This window comes from Pseudomonas sp. PIC25 (assembly GCF_002286785.1).
Classification (GTDB): Bacteria; Pseudomonadota; Gammaproteobacteria; order Pseudomonadales; family Pseudomonadaceae; genus Pseudomonas_M.
Window position 1 is genome coordinate 1 of the sequence record NZ_MUJY01000089.1, and the last position, 15,009, is coordinate 15,009.

General features: G+C 64.9%; 14 protein-coding genes and 1 pseudogene. 11 read left to right on the forward strand and 4 right to left on the reverse strand.

Going from position 1 to position 15,009, the window contains the following annotated elements:
* Positions 1 to 291, reverse strand: a 291-nt coding sequence (locus tag BZL41_RS10950; RefSeq protein WP_095599324.1) for a RebB family R body protein, incomplete at its 3' end; no start/stop codon positions are given.
* 215 nt (positions 292 to 506) lie between these two features.
* On the opposite strand from BZL41_RS10950, the gene BZL41_RS10955 reads away from it, so the two are divergent.
* Complete coding sequence (locus tag BZL41_RS10955) at positions 507 to 944, forward strand: nucleoside deaminase (protein WP_095599325.1); 438 nt, start codon at positions 507 to 509, stop codon at positions 942 to 944.
* 101 nt (positions 945 to 1,045) lie between these two features.
* On the opposite strand, the gene BZL41_RS10960 is transcribed toward BZL41_RS10955, so the two are convergent.
* The 3 genes from BZL41_RS10960 to BZL41_RS10970 form a co-directional block, all read right to left on the reverse strand.
* Positions 1,046 to 1,666 (reverse strand): NAD(P)H-dependent oxidoreductase, encoded by a 621-nt coding sequence (locus BZL41_RS10960; RefSeq protein WP_095599326.1) that lies wholly within the window; start codon positions 1,664 to 1,666, stop codon positions 1,046 to 1,048.
* Entirely contained in the window at positions 1,659 to 3,053 is a 1,395-nt protein-coding gene (locus BZL41_RS10965; RefSeq protein WP_095599327.1) for a class II fumarate hydratase, read from the reverse strand. Before BZL41_RS10965 ends, BZL41_RS10960 begins: the two co-directional genes overlap by 8 nt.
* A gap of 84 nt (positions 3,054 to 3,137) precedes the next feature.
* On the reverse strand, positions 3,138 to 4,151 hold the full coding sequence (locus BZL41_RS10970; protein WP_095599328.1) for a DUF2804 domain-containing protein: 1,014 nt from the start codon (positions 4,149 to 4,151) through the stop codon (positions 3,138 to 3,140).
* A gap of 299 nt (positions 4,152 to 4,450) precedes the next feature.
* Between BZL41_RS10970 and BZL41_RS10975 the strand changes: the two genes are divergently transcribed.
* The 10 genes and pseudogenes from BZL41_RS10975 to BZL41_RS29405 all read left to right on the forward strand — a co-directional run bounded on the left by BZL41_RS10975 (position 4,451) and on the right by BZL41_RS29405 (position 14,778).
* Entirely contained in the window at positions 4,451 to 4,945 is a 495-nt protein-coding gene (locus tag BZL41_RS10975; protein WP_095599329.1) for a DUF2059 domain-containing protein, read from the forward strand.
* A 12-nt stretch (positions 4,946 to 4,957) separates the two neighbouring features.
* The gene (locus BZL41_RS10980; RefSeq protein ID WP_084336135.1) at positions 4,958 to 5,245 is read left to right on the forward strand and encodes a BolA family transcriptional regulator; all 288 of its coding nucleotides are present in this window, start codon (positions 4,958 to 4,960) and stop codon (positions 5,243 to 5,245) included.
* A 366-nt stretch (positions 5,246 to 5,611) separates the two neighbouring features.
* Positions 5,612 to 6,547: a rhodanese-related sulfurtransferase gene (locus tag BZL41_RS10985; protein ID WP_095599330.1), complete on the forward strand. Its 936-nt coding sequence runs from the start codon at positions 5,612 to 5,614 to the stop codon at positions 6,545 to 6,547.
* 62 nt (positions 6,548 to 6,609) lie between these two features.
* Entirely contained in the window at positions 6,610 to 7,242 is a 633-nt protein-coding gene (locus tag BZL41_RS10990) for a DsbA family protein (RefSeq protein WP_095599331.1), read from the forward strand.
* Complete coding sequence (locus tag BZL41_RS10995) at positions 7,235 to 9,013, forward strand: ABC transporter ATP-binding protein (RefSeq protein WP_095599332.1); 1,779 nt, start codon at positions 7,235 to 7,237, stop codon at positions 9,011 to 9,013. Before BZL41_RS10990 ends, BZL41_RS10995 begins: the two co-directional genes overlap by 8 nt.
* 260 nt (positions 9,014 to 9,273) lie before the next feature.
* The gene (hppD, locus tag BZL41_RS11000) at positions 9,274 to 10,353 is read left to right on the forward strand and encodes a 4-hydroxyphenylpyruvate dioxygenase (RefSeq protein ID WP_095599333.1); all 1,080 of its coding nucleotides are present in this window, start codon (positions 9,274 to 9,276) and stop codon (positions 10,351 to 10,353) included.
* Positions 10,354 to 10,412: 59 nt separating this feature from the next.
* Positions 10,413 to 11,069, forward strand: coding sequence for a maleylacetoacetate isomerase (gene maiA, locus BZL41_RS11005; RefSeq protein WP_095599334.1), 657 nt, complete (start codon positions 10,413 to 10,415; stop codon positions 11,067 to 11,069).
* 81 nt (positions 11,070 to 11,150) lie between these two features.
* Positions 11,151 to 12,611: a sodium-dependent transporter gene (locus tag BZL41_RS11010; protein ID WP_095599335.1), complete on the forward strand. Its 1,461-nt coding sequence runs from the start codon at positions 11,151 to 11,153 to the stop codon at positions 12,609 to 12,611.
* Positions 12,612 to 12,822: 211 nt separating this feature from the next.
* Positions 12,823 to 13,920 (forward strand): annotated as a pseudogene (locus BZL41_RS29400) (HAMP domain-containing protein); the annotation flags it as partial.
* Positions 13,921 to 14,778, forward strand: coding sequence for a methyl-accepting chemotaxis protein (locus tag BZL41_RS29405; protein WP_371916512.1), 858 nt, complete (start codon positions 13,921 to 13,923; stop codon positions 14,776 to 14,778).
* Positions 14,779 to 15,009 lie beyond the last annotated feature (231 nt).

Below are 15,009 nucleotides of genomic sequence, written 5' to 3' on the forward strand. Positions count from 1 at the left end.
GGTGAGCAGGCTGGTCAGGTTGTCGGCGACGCCCAACTGGCCGATTTTCTCCGTCGCTCCCGCATCGGCGGCGGTGTCGACGCTGTAGATCTGCATCACGCCCATGGTGGTGGAGGCCTGGGACAGCGTGTTCTGCTGCTGCTGCGCGGAAACGGCGTTCTGGAACAGGATGCCGGTGGAGTGGGCCATGGTCTGGTAGATCGAGCCCATGGCCATGGCCGGCGCTTCGGCGACCACTTTCACGTTGGACTGGGTGACTGCGTCGGTGATCATTTCATTCACGTTTGCCATGTTTGTTTCTCCCTGTGGATGAACACACGACTCGGGTCGTGCTGTCATGAGGAACGCATGACAGTCCCTGTTGTGAAAAAACGGGCGAGATAGATGTCGTCGGAGCGGAAACAGCCGCTTTCCCGTTGCTGGATGGGCATGAGCTTAGTGCCGGTTTGCTAGGCTTCCTCCGTATTCCGCCAGACGGCGGTCGAGCCCTTACCGGTGAGGACATCATGAACGCGTTCATGCAGGCGGCGATCGAAGAGGCGCAGCAAGGGCTGGCCGAAGGAGGCATTCCCATCGGTTCGGTGATCGTCCACAAGGGGCGGATCATCGGACGTGGCCACAACCGGCGGGTGCAGCAGGGCAGTGCGATCCGCCATGGCGAGATGGACGCCTTCGAAAACGCGGGACGCCAGCCGGCCCGGGTCTACCGAGAGTCGGTGCTCTACACCACCCTGTCGCCCTGTGCGATGTGCAGCGGGGCGATCCTGCTGTATGGCATTCCCAAGGTGATCGTCGGTGAAAACCGCACCTTCCTCGGCGAAGAGGCGCTGTTGCGTTCGCGCGGCGTGGAGGTCGAAGTGCTGCAGGACGAAACCTGTATCCGTCTGATGCAGGACTTCATCGCCAACCGGCCGGAGCTGTGGAGCGAGGACATCGGCGAGTAGCTGCGAGGGCCCGCTCCACGCCGATCAGGTAGGGGCGATCATTCGCCCAATTCGGCATCGTCGGGCGAATGAATCGCCCCTACACCTAACCCCTCACACACCTACACCCGACTCCCCAACACCTCCGCCTTGCGCAGCCAGCCCTGGCGCTGTTCTTCCGAGGAAATCCGCACGGGAGAGAACTCCACCAGACGGCGGGTGCGGATGCCGCAGAAGCCGAGGATGGTACGGACCATCTGGCGATGGGCGGGGGCGCCGTAGATCCAGCGGAAGTACCAGCGCGGGGTGTCCAGGGTGACCAGCAAATCCGCGGTGCGTCCGCTCAGCAGCTTGTCCCAGGCCTGGGAGCGTCCACGAAACTTGAAGGCGAAGCCGGGCAGGAAGACCCGGTCGAAGAAGCCCTTGAGCAGCGCCGGCAGGCCACCCCACCAGACCGGGTAGACGAACACCAGGTGCTCGGCCCAGTGGATCTGCCGCTGGGCTTCGAGCAGGTCGGGCTCCAGCGTCTGGTTCTGGTCGTAGCCGCCATGCAGCACCGGGTCGAAAGCCAGGTCGCCGAGCCGCAGGTGGCGCACCACGTGATCCTGGCGCCGCGCCCCTTGGGAGAAGGCTTCGCACAGGGCGTGGCAGAGGCTGTCGTGCTTGGGGCTGCCGAGAATCACCAGGATGCGCTTGCCGTCGCCTTCCAGCGGCGTCGCGCCGCTCTTTGCCGTATCAGCCACGTTGTCCCGCCTCCAGCATGGTTTCCGGGCGAACCCAGGCGTCGAACTGTTCTTCGGTGAGATGGCCGAGGGCCAGGGCCGCTTCCCGCAGGGTAGTGCCTTCGGCGTAGGCCTTCTTGGCGATTTCCGCCGCCTTGTCGTAGCCGATATGAGGATTGAGCGCCGTCACCAGCATCAACCCGCGCTCCAAATGTTCGGCCATGCGCGCGGCATCCGGCTCCAGGCCGGCGATGCAGTGCTGGTTGAAGTTGCGGCAGCCGTCGGCCAGCAGGCGGATCGATTGCAGCAAGTTGTGAATGATCACCGGCTTGAACACGTTCAGTTGCAGGTGGCCCTGGCTGGCGGCGAAGGTGATGGCGGCGTCGTTGCCGAATACCTGGCAGGCGAGCATCGACAGCGCTTCGCACTGGGTCGGATTGACCTTGCCGGGCATGATCGAACTGCCCGGCTCGTTGGCCGGCAGGCGCACTTCGGCCAGCCCGCCGCGCGGTCCGGAGCCGAGCAGACGCAGGTCGTTGGCCAGTTTCATCAACGCGCTGGCCAGGGTCTTGAGGGCGCCGGAGAGCGTGACCAGCGGTTCATGGCCGGAGAGGGCGGCGAACTTGTTCGGTGCCGAGACGAAGGGCAGGCCGGACAGCGCCGCCAGTTCGGCGGCCATGGCCTCGGCGAAGCCATGCGGTGCGTTCAGGCCGGTGCCGACGGCGGTGCCGCCCTGGGCCAGTTCGCAGACAGCCGGCAGAGCGGCGCGGATGGCGCGTTCGGCGTAGTCCAGTTGAGCGACGAAGGCAGAGAGTTCCTGGCCGAAGGTAATGGGCGTGGCATCCATCAGATGGGTGCGTCCGGTCTTCACCAGGTGTCCATGGCGCGCGGCCTGCTCGGCGAGGCCGCCGGACAGCTCGGCGATGGCCGGCAGCAGGTCATGCTGTACCGCCTTGACGGCGGCGATGTGCATGGCGGTGGGAAAGCAATCGTTGGAACTCTGCGCCCGGTTGACGTGATCGTTCGGGTGCACCGGACGCTTGCCGCCGCGCTGGCCGCCGGCCAGTTCGTTGGCGCGGCCGGCGATCACTTCGTTGACGTTCATGTTGCTCTGAGTGCCGCTGCCGGTCTGCCAGACCACCAGAGGGAACTGGTCGTCGTGCTGCCCGGCGAGCACCTCGTCGGCGGCCTGCTCGATCAGCCGGGCGACGTCTGCCGGCAGGTCGCCGATACGGCCGTTGACCCGCGCGGCGGCTTTCTTGATCAGCGCCAGGGCATGCAGGACGGCCAGCGGCATGTGCTGGTCGCCAATGGCGAAGTTGACCAGCGAGCGTTGCGTCTGGGCGCCCCAGTAGGCGTCTTCGGGGACCTCGACAGGCCCGAGGCTGTCGGTTTCGATGCGGCTCATGGATGTTCTCCGGACAGGTTTCCGGCAGTTTAGGCCGTCCGCAGGCGGGTGGGTTCCCCAGCGCCCGCTATCGCCGCGATAGGCCTACCAGCGCGCATGGGTGGCGCCGAGCCAGCCGAGGGCGCCGCCGACCGGCACGCACTCGCCGCCGGGGCCGCGTAGCGTACCGTCGAAGTGGCCGAACCACTGGCTGGTATCGGCATGGAACAGACCGAACTTCGGCCGGGCGTGGTGGCGCTGACGCGGAGTGAAGATCAGGTCGACCCGTTCGTCCGCGCTGGTCAGGCGCCAGTTGGGCAAGGCGCTTCCGGGAACCTGTTCGATCGCGATGGGGCAGTCCAGCGGCAGCAGTTCGCCGCCGAACCAGAGGGCGTTTTCGCTGAGGCCGCTGCCGTCGTTCCAGCCGGAACCGAAGTTGCCGGCGATGCCGCCGGGCGCGGCGAAGGCGGCGCGTGTCCAGTGGCTGTGCAAGGGCCAGACGCCACGGCCGAAATCCAGTGCAGCGAAGCTCTGCCCGGCAACGCAGTCGTAGTGTTTCTGGCCCAGTTGCACGCTGCCGCTGGCCGGAAGGCCGAGCTGGCGGCTGGTGGCGTGGAAGCCGCCGCTGGCGAAGGGTACTACCAGATTCACCGAGTCCAGGTGCGCGGGGCGCTGGATATCCAGGGAAACCTGCAGGGGCTGGCTGCCGATATCCGGCGCGGCGACAGTGAGACGTACCCGGCCGGGCTGCTCGTCGGCCTTCAATTGCAGGCGGGGATGGTCGAACGCGTGGCTCTCGATGGGGGTGTCCGGCAACCGGCAGCCACGGGCGAAGGGGCGGACCTGCGAATGGGCGGAGCCCTGGCCGGTCTCCAGGTCGAGGAAATAAGCGGCGCCGTAACCCACGTAGTCGAAGTCGGCGACGGTCAGAGCCAGCATCCAGTGCGGCGTAGTGATGCACCAGTGGTTCCAGCGCTTGCGGCGGCCGATGGGGCCGGGCAGGGCGCAATGGACATGGGGACGGGCCGACCAGCCGACGGCTTCTGGGCACAGCTTGCCGCGAGCGTCGCAAAGCGGCTGCGAGGGAGGGGAAACCAGCGGATAGGCGAAACTGTTCATCGGACACGTCCATGTGTGTGCTGAGCCGGGCAAGGCGCGCTGCCAACAGCAGCCTGGGTCCGTAGAAGGGTTTTCTACAGCGGAGTGGCATCGTGTTTGGCGGCAGAATGCCCAGCCCCGCGAAGCATGGGCAAGTGCTGGCACTTTGGCAACTGATAGGCGGGTGAGTCGCGGCACATTTTTTATGTGAATTGGTGTGCAAAGAAGCGGCCGGTTGAGTAGTCGGGGCCATCGGGCGCACAATCCGGGGATTCCGCTGTCTAACCCGCCCGACCCTTCGATTGAACTAAGGATTCGCCATGACCCGTTTTCGCGCCCTCTGTGCCGCCGCGCTGCTCGTTTGCGCCGGAGGCCAGGCACTGGCCGACGATGCCAGCCACGCCGCCAATGCCGAGCAGTTCCTCAAGCTGGCCCATGCCGACAAGCTGACCGTGCCGGTCTACGCCCAGGTACAACAGATGTTCGCCCAGCGCTTCGCCGAGTCGAAGGCACCGGAGGCGAAAAAGGCCGTGCTGGAAAGCTACCAGGCCAAGGCCAACGCCGCGCTGGACCGCGCCGTGGGCTGGGACAAGCTGAAGCCCGACATGGTCAAGCTCTACACCAGCAATTTCAGCGAGAGCGAGCTGAAGGACCTGATCGCCTTCTACCAGTCGCCGCTCGGCAAGAAGGTCATGGAAAAGATGCCGGCGCTGACCGCGCAATCCGCCCAGTTGACCCAGGCCAAGCTGGAGACCGCCGTCCCGGAAGTGAACAAGCTGCTGGGCGACATGAACAAAGAGCTGGAGGCAAAGTAAACCGTGGCCAGCATGCGTGAGCGTATCCAGACGGCACTGGGCGCCCTGGAACCCCAGCACCTCGAGGTCCTGGACGAAAGCCATATGCACAGCCGCGGACTGGAAACCCATTTCAAGGCGGTCGTGGTCAGCCCGGCTTTCGCCGGCCTGAACGCGGTCAAGCGCCACCAGAAGGTCTATGGCACCCTCGGCGAGCTGATGGGACAGTTCCACGCCCTGGCCTTACACACCTACACCCCGGACGAGTGGGCGCAGTTGGGCCAGGCGCCGGACTCTCCGACGTGCCGCGGCGGGCACTGACGCGGATATCGCTCCGCTCGGTCTCCTGACGGGGCGTCGGAGTTAGTCGAACCTCTTCTGCAACCTTCCTGGCAATGCCCAAAGCGTCAGGGTCGCTTCATCAGGACAGCGGCACGAATATCGCCCCTCTCACCTTTAGGGGGAGGGGTTGCCTCGCACAGAGGAAAGGTCGTGCCAGATAACTCCCCTCTACAGCTAATGCAGATACAGCCAATATTCGCCCTGCAACCAACAGGACGCTTGATCAGTCTATGAACTGCCGCACAGGGGCTTTCTGATAGAATCCGCGCCGCGCCGGCCCGACCGGCGCTATCGTTTCATCCGGTCCGCCCTTTGCGGGGGCGACCACCTGAGGAAAGAGTCCCCATGACCGATAAGATCGTCGTGGCGGCGCTGTACAAGTTCGTTTCCCTGCCGGACTACGTCGCGCTCCGCGAACCCCTTCTGCAAACCCTCCTCGACAATGGCGTGAAAGGCACCCTGCTGCTCGCCGAAGAGGGGATCAACGGCACTGTCTCCGGCACCCGCGCCGGCATCGACGCCTTGCTCGGCTGGCTCAGGCGCGATCCGCGTCTGGTCGATATCGATCACAAGGAGTCCTACTGCGACGAGCAGCCGTTCTACCGCACCAAGGTCAAGCTGAAAAAGGAAATCGTCACCCTCGGCGTGCCCGGGGTGGACCCGAACCAGCGGGTCGGCACCTATGTCGAACCCAAGGACTGGAACGCGCTGATCTCCGACCCCGAGGTGCTGCTGATCGATACGCGCAACGACTACGAAGTGGCCATAGGCACCTTCGAAGGCGCCATCGACCCGAAGACCAAGTCGTTCCGTGAGTTTCCCGAGTACGTGAAGGCTCATTTCGATCCGGCCCGGCACAAGAAGGTGGCGATGTTCTGCACTGGCGGCATCCGCTGCGAGAAAGCCTCGAGCTTCATGCTGAGCGAGGGCTTCGAAGAGGTCTATCACCTCAAGGGCGGCATCCTCAAATACCTCGAGGAAGTGCCTGAGGCGCAGAGCAAGTGGCAGGGGGACTGTTTCGTCTTCGACAACCGCGTGACGGTGCGCCACGATTTGTCCGAGGGTGATTACGATCAATGTCATGCCTGCCGTAATCCGATTTCCTCGGAGGACCGCCAGTCCGAGCATTACGCGCCGGGCATCAGTTGCCCGCATTGCTGGGACTCGCTTTCCGAGAAAACCCGGGCCAGCGCCCGCGAACGGCAGAAACAGATCGAACTGGCCAAGGCCCGCAATCAACCTCACCCCATCGGCCGCGATCCGCGCCAGCCGTTAGAGTGAATCGGCCCGGACAGGGCCCGGCATGACCGGTGCTTCGCGCACCCGCTGACACAGGAGCTTTCATGAGCGCCCGCCTGCTGTACGTGATGGACCCCATGTGTTCCTGGTGCTGGGGTTTCTCCCCGGTGATGGAGGCCCTGGCTGACCAGGCGAAGGCGGCGGGTGTGCCTCTGCACCTGGTGGCCGGTGGGCTGCGCCGCGACCGGGTCGCCATCGACGCGGCGGCACGGGTGCGTTACCTGGCCTACTGGCAAGCGGTGAACGCAGCGACCGGTCAGATGTTCGACTTCGACCGCGGCCTGCCGGAAGGGCTGGTGTACGACACCGAGCCGGCCTGCCGGGCCCTGGTCACCGTGCGCAACCTGGACAGTGCCAGTGCCTGGCCGCTGGCCCGGTTGATCCAGCAGGCGTTCTACACCGAGGGGCTCGACGTCACCCAGGCCGCGGTGCTGGTCGAGCTTGCCGAGCGCGCGGGCATTCCGCGCATCGAGTTCGCCGAGGCATTCGACAGCGTGGCCATGCGCGAGGCGACCGCCGCCGACTTCGCCTGGGTGCAGGACCTGGGCATCGCCGGTTTCCCCACACTCCTGGCCGAGCGCGACGGCCAACTTGCATTGCTGACCAACGGCTACCAGCCGCTGGAGCAGTTGCAACCGTTGCTGGGACGTTGGCTGGAGCGTGGTGTCCATGCCTGATCGCCTGACCTGGACAGAAATCCGCCGACTCGCCCTGCGTCATCGCAAGGCGTTGGTGCTGGCCAACCTGATCGCTGTGCTGGCAACGCTGTGCAGCGTGCCGATCCCGCTGCTTTTGCCGCTGCTGGTGGACGAAGTCCTGTTGCGCGACGGCGATGCCGCGCTCAAGGTCATGGACAACTTCCTGCCCGTCGGTTGGCAGACCGCGGCCGGCTACATTGGCCTGATGCTGCTGGTGAGCATGTTGCTGCGCAGTTCTTCGCTGGTCTTCAACGTGCTCCAGGCGCGTCTCTTTGCGCGGCTGTCGAAGGACATCGTGTACCGCATCCGCATTCGCTTGATCGAGCGCCTCAAGCGCATCTCCCTCGGCGAGTACGAAACCCTGGGCGGCGGTGCCGTGACCACCCATCTGGTCACCGATCTGGATACCCTGGACAAATTCGTCGGCGAAACGCTGAGCCGTTTCCTGGTGGCGGCGCTGACCCTCACCGGTACCGCCGCCATCCTGCTCTGGATGCACTGGCAACTGGCGTTGCTGATCCTGCTCTTCAATCCGCTGGTGATCTACGCCACGGTGCAACTGGGCAAGCGGGTGAAACACCTGAAGAAGCTGGAAAACGACAGCACCTCGCGCTTCACCCAGGCACTGACCGAAACGCTCGAAGCCATTCAGGAAGTCCGGGCCGGCAACCGCCAGGGCTTCTTTCTCGGCCGGCTGGGTCTGCGTGCTCGCGAAGTACGCGACTATGCGGTTGCCTCGCAGTGGAAGAGCGATGCCTCCAACCGCGCCAGCGGCCTGCTGTTCCAGCTCGGTATCGACGTGTTCCGTGCCGCGGCGATGCTCACCGTGCTGTTTTCCGACCTGTCCATCGGCCAGATGCTGGCGGTGTTCAACTACCTCTGGTTCATGATCGTTCCGGTGGAGCAACTGCTCAGCTTGCAATATTCCTTCTATGCCGCGGGTGGAGCGTTGGCGCGGATCAACGAGCTGCTGGCCCGGGCGGACGAACCGCAGCATGCCGGTGGCGTCGATCCGTTCAAGAACCGCGACACGGTGGGGATCGAGGTCCGCGGGCTGCGCTTCGCCTACGCGGAAGAGCCGGTGCTGGATGGCCTCGACCTGTCCATCGCGCCGGGGGAGAAGGTGGCTATCGTCGGTGCGTCCGGTGGCGGCAAGAGTACCCTGGTGCAACTCCTGCTCGGCCTCTATACCGCCCAGGCCGGGAGCATCCGCTTCGGCGGCTCGACCCTGGAGGAAATCGGCCTGGAGACCGTGCGCGAGCATGTAGCCGTGGTGCTGCAGCACCCGGCGCTGTTCAACGACACGGTGCGCGCCAACCTGACTATGGGGCGCGAGCGCAGCGACGAGGCCTGCTGGCGTGCCCTGGAGACCGCCCAGTTGGCCGAGACCATCCGCCAGTTGCCGCAGGGCCTGGACAGCATGGTCGGCCGTTCCGGCGTGCGTCTTTCAGGCGGGCAACGCCAGCGTTTGGCCGTTGCCCGCATGGTACTCGCCGAGCCCAAGGTGGTGATCCTCGACGAAGCCACTTCGGCCCTCGACGCCGCCACCGAATATGCCTTGCACCAGGCCATGGCGCGTTTTCTCGAAGGGCGCACCACGCTGATCATTGCCCACCGCTTGTCGGCGGTGAAGCAGGCCGACCGGGTGCTGGTGTTCGATGGCGGCAGCATCGCTGAAGACGGCGACCACCAGCAGCTGATCGCCGAGGGTGGGCTTTACGCCAAGCTTTACGGTCATCTCCAGCAGTAAGTAGCCGGACCGCGCGGTCGCGGTTTCCGGCTTCATCTGCGGCAGCCTGTCGCACCGCGTTGTAAAGAAAATCTTACGGCTGTTGTCGTGCCTATACAGCCGCTGCTGGACCTTGGTCTGCTGTAAAGAAAAATTGCCAGATCGGAGCGCGGAGAGTCGACGGGAGCCTCCACCCTCGCCTTGTTCCGCCTTCACCCCTCGGTTGTGATGACAGAGCCCACTTGCGTGCACCGGGCAAACGCATAACAAGAGGAGGCGCAATGAACGCCGTGTCCAAGATCGAACAGCGCAATCCCATCGGCACCGACGGTTTCGAGTTCGTCGAATTCACCGCGCCGACGGCGGAGGGCATCCAGCAGCTGCGCGAACTGTTCACCGCCATGGGCTTTACCGAGACCGCACGGCACCGCTCCAAGGAAGTCTTCCTGTTCCAACAGAGCGATATCAACTTCGTACTCAACGGCAGCCCCAGCGGGCAGGTCCATGCGTTCGCCGAAAGGCATGGGCCGAGTGCCTGTGCCATGGCCTTCCGGGTGAAGAATGCGGCCCAGGCCGCCGCCTATGTCGAGGCTCAGGGCGCGACGCTGGTCGGCAGTCATGCCAATTTCGGCGAACTGAACATCCCCTGCGTCGAAGGCATCGGCGGTTCGCTGCTGTACCTGGTTGACCGCTACGGCGAGAAGACCATCTACGACGTCGACTTCGACTTCATTCCGGGGCGCGGCGCCAATGACAACGCCCTCGGCCTGCAGCAGATCGATCACCTGACCCACAACGTCCGCCGTGGCCAGATGGACACCTGGGCCGGCTTCTACCAGCGCATCGCCAACTTCCGCGAAATCCGCTACTTCGACATCGAGGGCAAGCTCACCGGCCTTGTCTCCCGCGCCATGACCGCGCCCTGCGGCAAAATCCGCATTCCGATCAACGAGTCGGCGGACGAGAACTCGCAGATCGAGGAATTCATCCGTGAGTACCATGGCGAGGGTATCCAGCACATCGCCCTGTCCACCGACGACATCTACGAGACGGTGCGCCGCCTGCGTGCCAACGGCGTGGCATTCATGACCACCCCGGACACCTACTACGAGAAGGTGGACAGCCGCGTACCCGGCCATGGCGAACCGCTGGCGCTGCTGCGCGAGCTGAACATCCTGATCGATGGAGCGCCCGGCGACGACGGCATCCTGCTGCAAATCTTCACCCATACCGTGATCGGGCCGATCTTCTTCGAGATCATCCAGCGCAAGGGCAACCAGGGCTTCGGCGAGGGCAACTTCAAGGCACTCTTCGAGTCCATCGAGGAAGACCAGATCCGTCGTGGAGTGCTCAAGGGGTGAAGCGGAACTGACCGCCTCGCCCTACCGTTTTCAGGCTCGTATCAGGAGAAGCAACCGACGTGTTGACCTTGTATTCCTATTGGCGCTCCAGCGCCGCCTACCGGGTGCGTATCGCCCTCAATCTCAAGGGCCTGGCCTACCGCCAAGTGCCGGTACACCTGGTGAAGGACGGCGGCCAGCAGCACGCCGCCGAGTACCGGGCGCTCAATCCGCAGGAGCTGGTGCCGCTATTGGTGGATGCCGGCTCCGGGGCGGGCGAAGTACGCATCGCCCAGTCCCTGGCGATCCTCGAATACCTGGAAGAAGTCTTCCCGGTGCCGGCGCTGCTGCCGGCCGATCCGGTGCAGCGGGCCCAGGTGCGTGCGCTGGCGCTGCACATCGCTTGCGACATCCACCCGCTGAACAACCTGCGCGTGCTGCAATACCTCGGCGGCCAACTGGGGGCAAGCGACGAGGCCAAGAACGCCTGGTACCGGCACTGGGTGGACACCGGCCTGGCGGCGGTCGAGGAGGGGTTGGCGGCATTCGCCGGTCGTCTGTCTCTCGGCGAACGGCCGGGCTACCTGGAAGCCTGCCTGATTCCGCAGGTGTACAATGCGCGGCGTTTCGACTGTGACCTCACTGCGTACCCACGCATCCTCGAGATGGTCGCGCGCTGCGAATCCCTTGAGGCGTTCAGGAACGCCGCTCCGGAGGTGCAGCCCGACGCTCAATAAGGTTTACCCGCCTTGCATTCCGCCGCGTCACGAGCGCGGCGGGTCCGATTTACGTCACAGACAAAAACAAACAGGTGACGCATGACCCGTGAAAAACCGAAGAACCTCTGGCTGTCGCGCTGGGGTTTCATCCTCGCTGCAACCGGCTCCGCCGTGGGCCTCGGCAATATCTGGAAATTCCCCTACATCACCGGCGAATACGGCGGCGGCGCCTTCGTCCTGATGTACCTCGCCTGCATCCTCGCCATCGGCATCCCGGTGATGATGACCGAGATCGCCTTCGGCCGGCGCGGCCGTGGCAGCCCCATCGACGCTATCGCCCGGGTGGTCCGGGAGAACGGCGGCAACCCGCTGTGGCGCGGCGTCGGCCTGATGGCCATGCTGGCCGGCTTCATGATTCTCTGTTTCTACGTGGTGGTGGCCGGCTGGGCCTTCGCCTACACCTGGAAAATGCTCGATGGCTCGCTGGCCGCGACCAGTGTCGAGGCGCTCGGCCAGGTCTTCGAGCAGCACAACGCCAACCCCTGGCTGCTTGGCGGCTGGAGCGTGCTGGTGGCGCTGTTGACCCTGTGGATCGTCGCCAAGGGCGTGCAGAAGGGCATCGAGAATTCGGTGCGCTGGATGATGCCAGGCCTGGCCCTGATGCTGCTGATCCTGGTTGGCTACGCCTTCACCAGCGGCAGCTTCTCCGAAGGCTTCGCCTTCCTGTTCAGCTTCGACGCCTCCAAGTTGACCGGCGAAGCGCTGCTGGCCGCCCTCGGCCATGCCTTCTTCACCCTCAGCCTGGCCTCCGGCGCCATCCTCACCTACGGCTCGTACATCCCCGACGGCCAGTCGATCGCCCGCACCACCTTCATGGTGGCCATCGCCGATACTTGCGTGGCGCTGCTCGCCGGCCTGGCGATCTTTCCGGTGATCTTCGCCAACGGCATGAGCCCGGCCGCCGGTCCGGGGCTGATCTTCATGAGCCTGCCGCTGGCTTTCCAGCAGATGCCGTTCGGCACGGCCTTCGGCGTGCTGTTCTTTGCCATGGTGTCGATCGCCGCGCTGACCTCGGCGATTTCCATGATCGAAGCCACCGTGGCCTACCTGAACGAGAAGTACGGCATCAGCCGGGTCAAGGCTGCAATGGGCTCTGGCGCCGTGCTGCTGGCGATCAGCCTGCTGGCCATGCTCTCGTTCAACCTGCTGTCCGGCTGGACGCCGTTGGGCAAGAACTTCTTCGACTGGCTGGACTATCTCACCTCGCGCTGGATGATGCCGCTGGGCGGGATCTTCATGGTCGTCCTGGCCGGTTATGCACTGCGCGGCGAGATCATGCGCGACGAACTGAACCTGCCGCCGGCCGGCTACGCGCTCTGGCTGTTCATGGTGCGCTACGTCAGCCCGGTGCTGATCATGATCGTGTTCCTCCATGCCCTCGGCTGGCTAGGCTTCGATCCGCTGGTCCGCTGGTACTGGATCGCCGGCGCCATCGGCTTGCTGGCGATCCTCGGCGAGTTGTTCGCGCCGCGCGTGAGGCTGGTGCTGGCCAATCGCTGACTGCGTAATAAAAAGAGAAAGGGCGCACAGTTAATCTGTGCGCCCTTTTTATTTTTCGGCCGCTAAACTCTGCCGCCTTGCTGCCGATGAAAAGGCAACGAAGGGTCGGCCACGAGCCGCCCCTCTCACACCATTCGCCCTGCGCCGGATTCATCCGCCTCCATCACGAGGCGAAAACAGGGGTCGCCAAGCCCCGCTCGAAGGAGTTGTTATGTTGCGTTCCGCCTCTCGCGTGTTTGCCGATCTTGCCGTGGGCAAGAAGCTGCTGTCCGGCTTCGCGCTGGTCCTGTTGCTGACCATCGCCGTGGCTGGCACCGGGTTCTATGCCGTGAACGCGATCCTGGAGCGCTTTTCTCACAACGCCCTGCTGGCGGAAGTGGATGTGGAGATTGCCCAGGCCCGCCGTTTCGAAAAGGATTTCGCACTGACAGCCAAGGCCGAGTCGGCCCAGCAGGTCCGTGAGCGGCTGGCGACGGTGCGCGAGCGGTTGGAGCAGTTGCGGAAAACCACCTCGGCGGGCAACCGGGAGCGGTTGCAGCGCATGGACGAGGCGAGCGCCGGCTATCTGAATCAGTTCGAGCGGTTCGTCAAGCTGTTCGACGAGGCTCGTGCGGCGCGCATTACTATGGGAGAGGCGGCCGCCGAGGCGCGCGATCAGTTCGAAGTCATCGAGCTGGATATGTACGACGCGGTGCGCGAGCTGCGTCTGCAAGGCGACCGCCTGCGCGGCAGCGATCCGCTGACCCTCGCCGAAACCGCATCCGGCCTGAGCAAGCGCATGCTTGATCTGCGCGGCAACGAAAGCCTGTACATCATCGACGGCTCGGAAGAAGCGCTGAAGACCTGGGCAGAGGTCTATGACGACCTGAAGAGCGTGGCGAGCAGCCTGAAGGTCTGGCTCGACGACGACCAGAAGCGCTCCATCGACACCGCCCTGGTTGCCCTCGACAGCTACCAGAAGGCTTTCGACAACTACCATCGGCTGCGCGTCGAGAGTCGTGCCAGTGAAGCCGCCATGGTCGAGCAGGCACGCGCGGTCATCGGCCTGGTGGATGAGGCCCAGGCCAACGAGCAGGCCGAGATGCTCGGAGAGCGCCGTCAGGTCTACGTCCTGCTCGGCGGCATGAGCCTGGGGGCCGTGCTGCTGGGCATCTGTGCCGCCCTGTTGATTTCCCGGCTGATCGTCGGCCCGCTGCGGGAAACCGTGGCCTTCGTCCAGCGCGTCGCCCAGGGCGACCTGACCCATGACCTGCGCATGGAACGACGCGATGAGCTGGGCCAACTGATGAGCGCCATGCAAAGCATGACGATGAGCCTGCGCACCCTGGTTGGCCGCATCGGCGGCAGCGTCGGCCAGATCGCCAGTGCCGCTGAGCAATTGTCGGCAATCACTGCGCAGACCAGCCAGGGCGTACAGACGCAGAAGCTGGAAACCGAACAGACTGCCACCGCCATGCACGAAATGGCGGCCACGGTGCAGGAAGTGGCCCGCAACGCCGAACAGGCTTCCCTGGCCGCGCGTGATGCCGACCGCGAGGCGCAGCAGGGTGATCAGGTGGTGCGCGAGGCGGTCGGCCAGGTCGGTCGGCTGGCCGATGAAGTGGAGCATTCCGCCGAAGCGCTCCAGCAACTGCACCAGGAGAGCAGCCGCATCGGCAGCGTGCTGGAGGTGATCCGCAATGTCGCCGAGCAAACCAACCTGCTGGCCCTCAACGCGGCCATCGAAGCGGCGCGTGCCGGCGAGCAAGGCCGTGGCTTCGCCGTGGTGGCCGACGAGGTGCGTGCCCTGGCCCGGCGCACCCATGACTCCACCCAGGAAATCGAGACGCTGATTGGCTCTCTGCAACAGATGGCCCACCAGGCGGTGGAGCAGATGGATGCCAGCCGCAGCCTGACCCAGCGCACCGTCGACCTTGCCGGTCAGGCCGGCGCCGCGCTCGGCCGGATCACCCAGGCCGTATCGACCATCGAGCAGATGAACCAGCAGATCGCCGCCGCCGCGGAAGAGCAGAGCGCCGTGGCTGAGGCCATCAACGAGAGCGTCACGCGGGTACGCGACATCGGTGAGCAGAGTGCCTCGGCCAGCGAACAGACCGCCGCCTCCAGCGCCGAACTGGCGCGCCTGGGCATCGAATTACAGGGCCTGGTAGGGCAGTTCCGGACCTGAGCCCCCCCGACGGGCGCGTGCCTTTTTGTAGGAGCCAGCTCTGCTGGCGATACTTCTGGCGGATCGTTCCCACGCTCTGCGTGGGAGTGCAGCCTAGGACGCTCCGCGTCCACGTCAGTGAGCGGACGCGGAGCGTCCTGACAGGGGTTCCCACGCTGGAGCGTGGGAACCATCAAATCAAACCGCTAGGAGTGAATGAACTCGCGGATCGTTCCCACGCTCTGCGTGGGA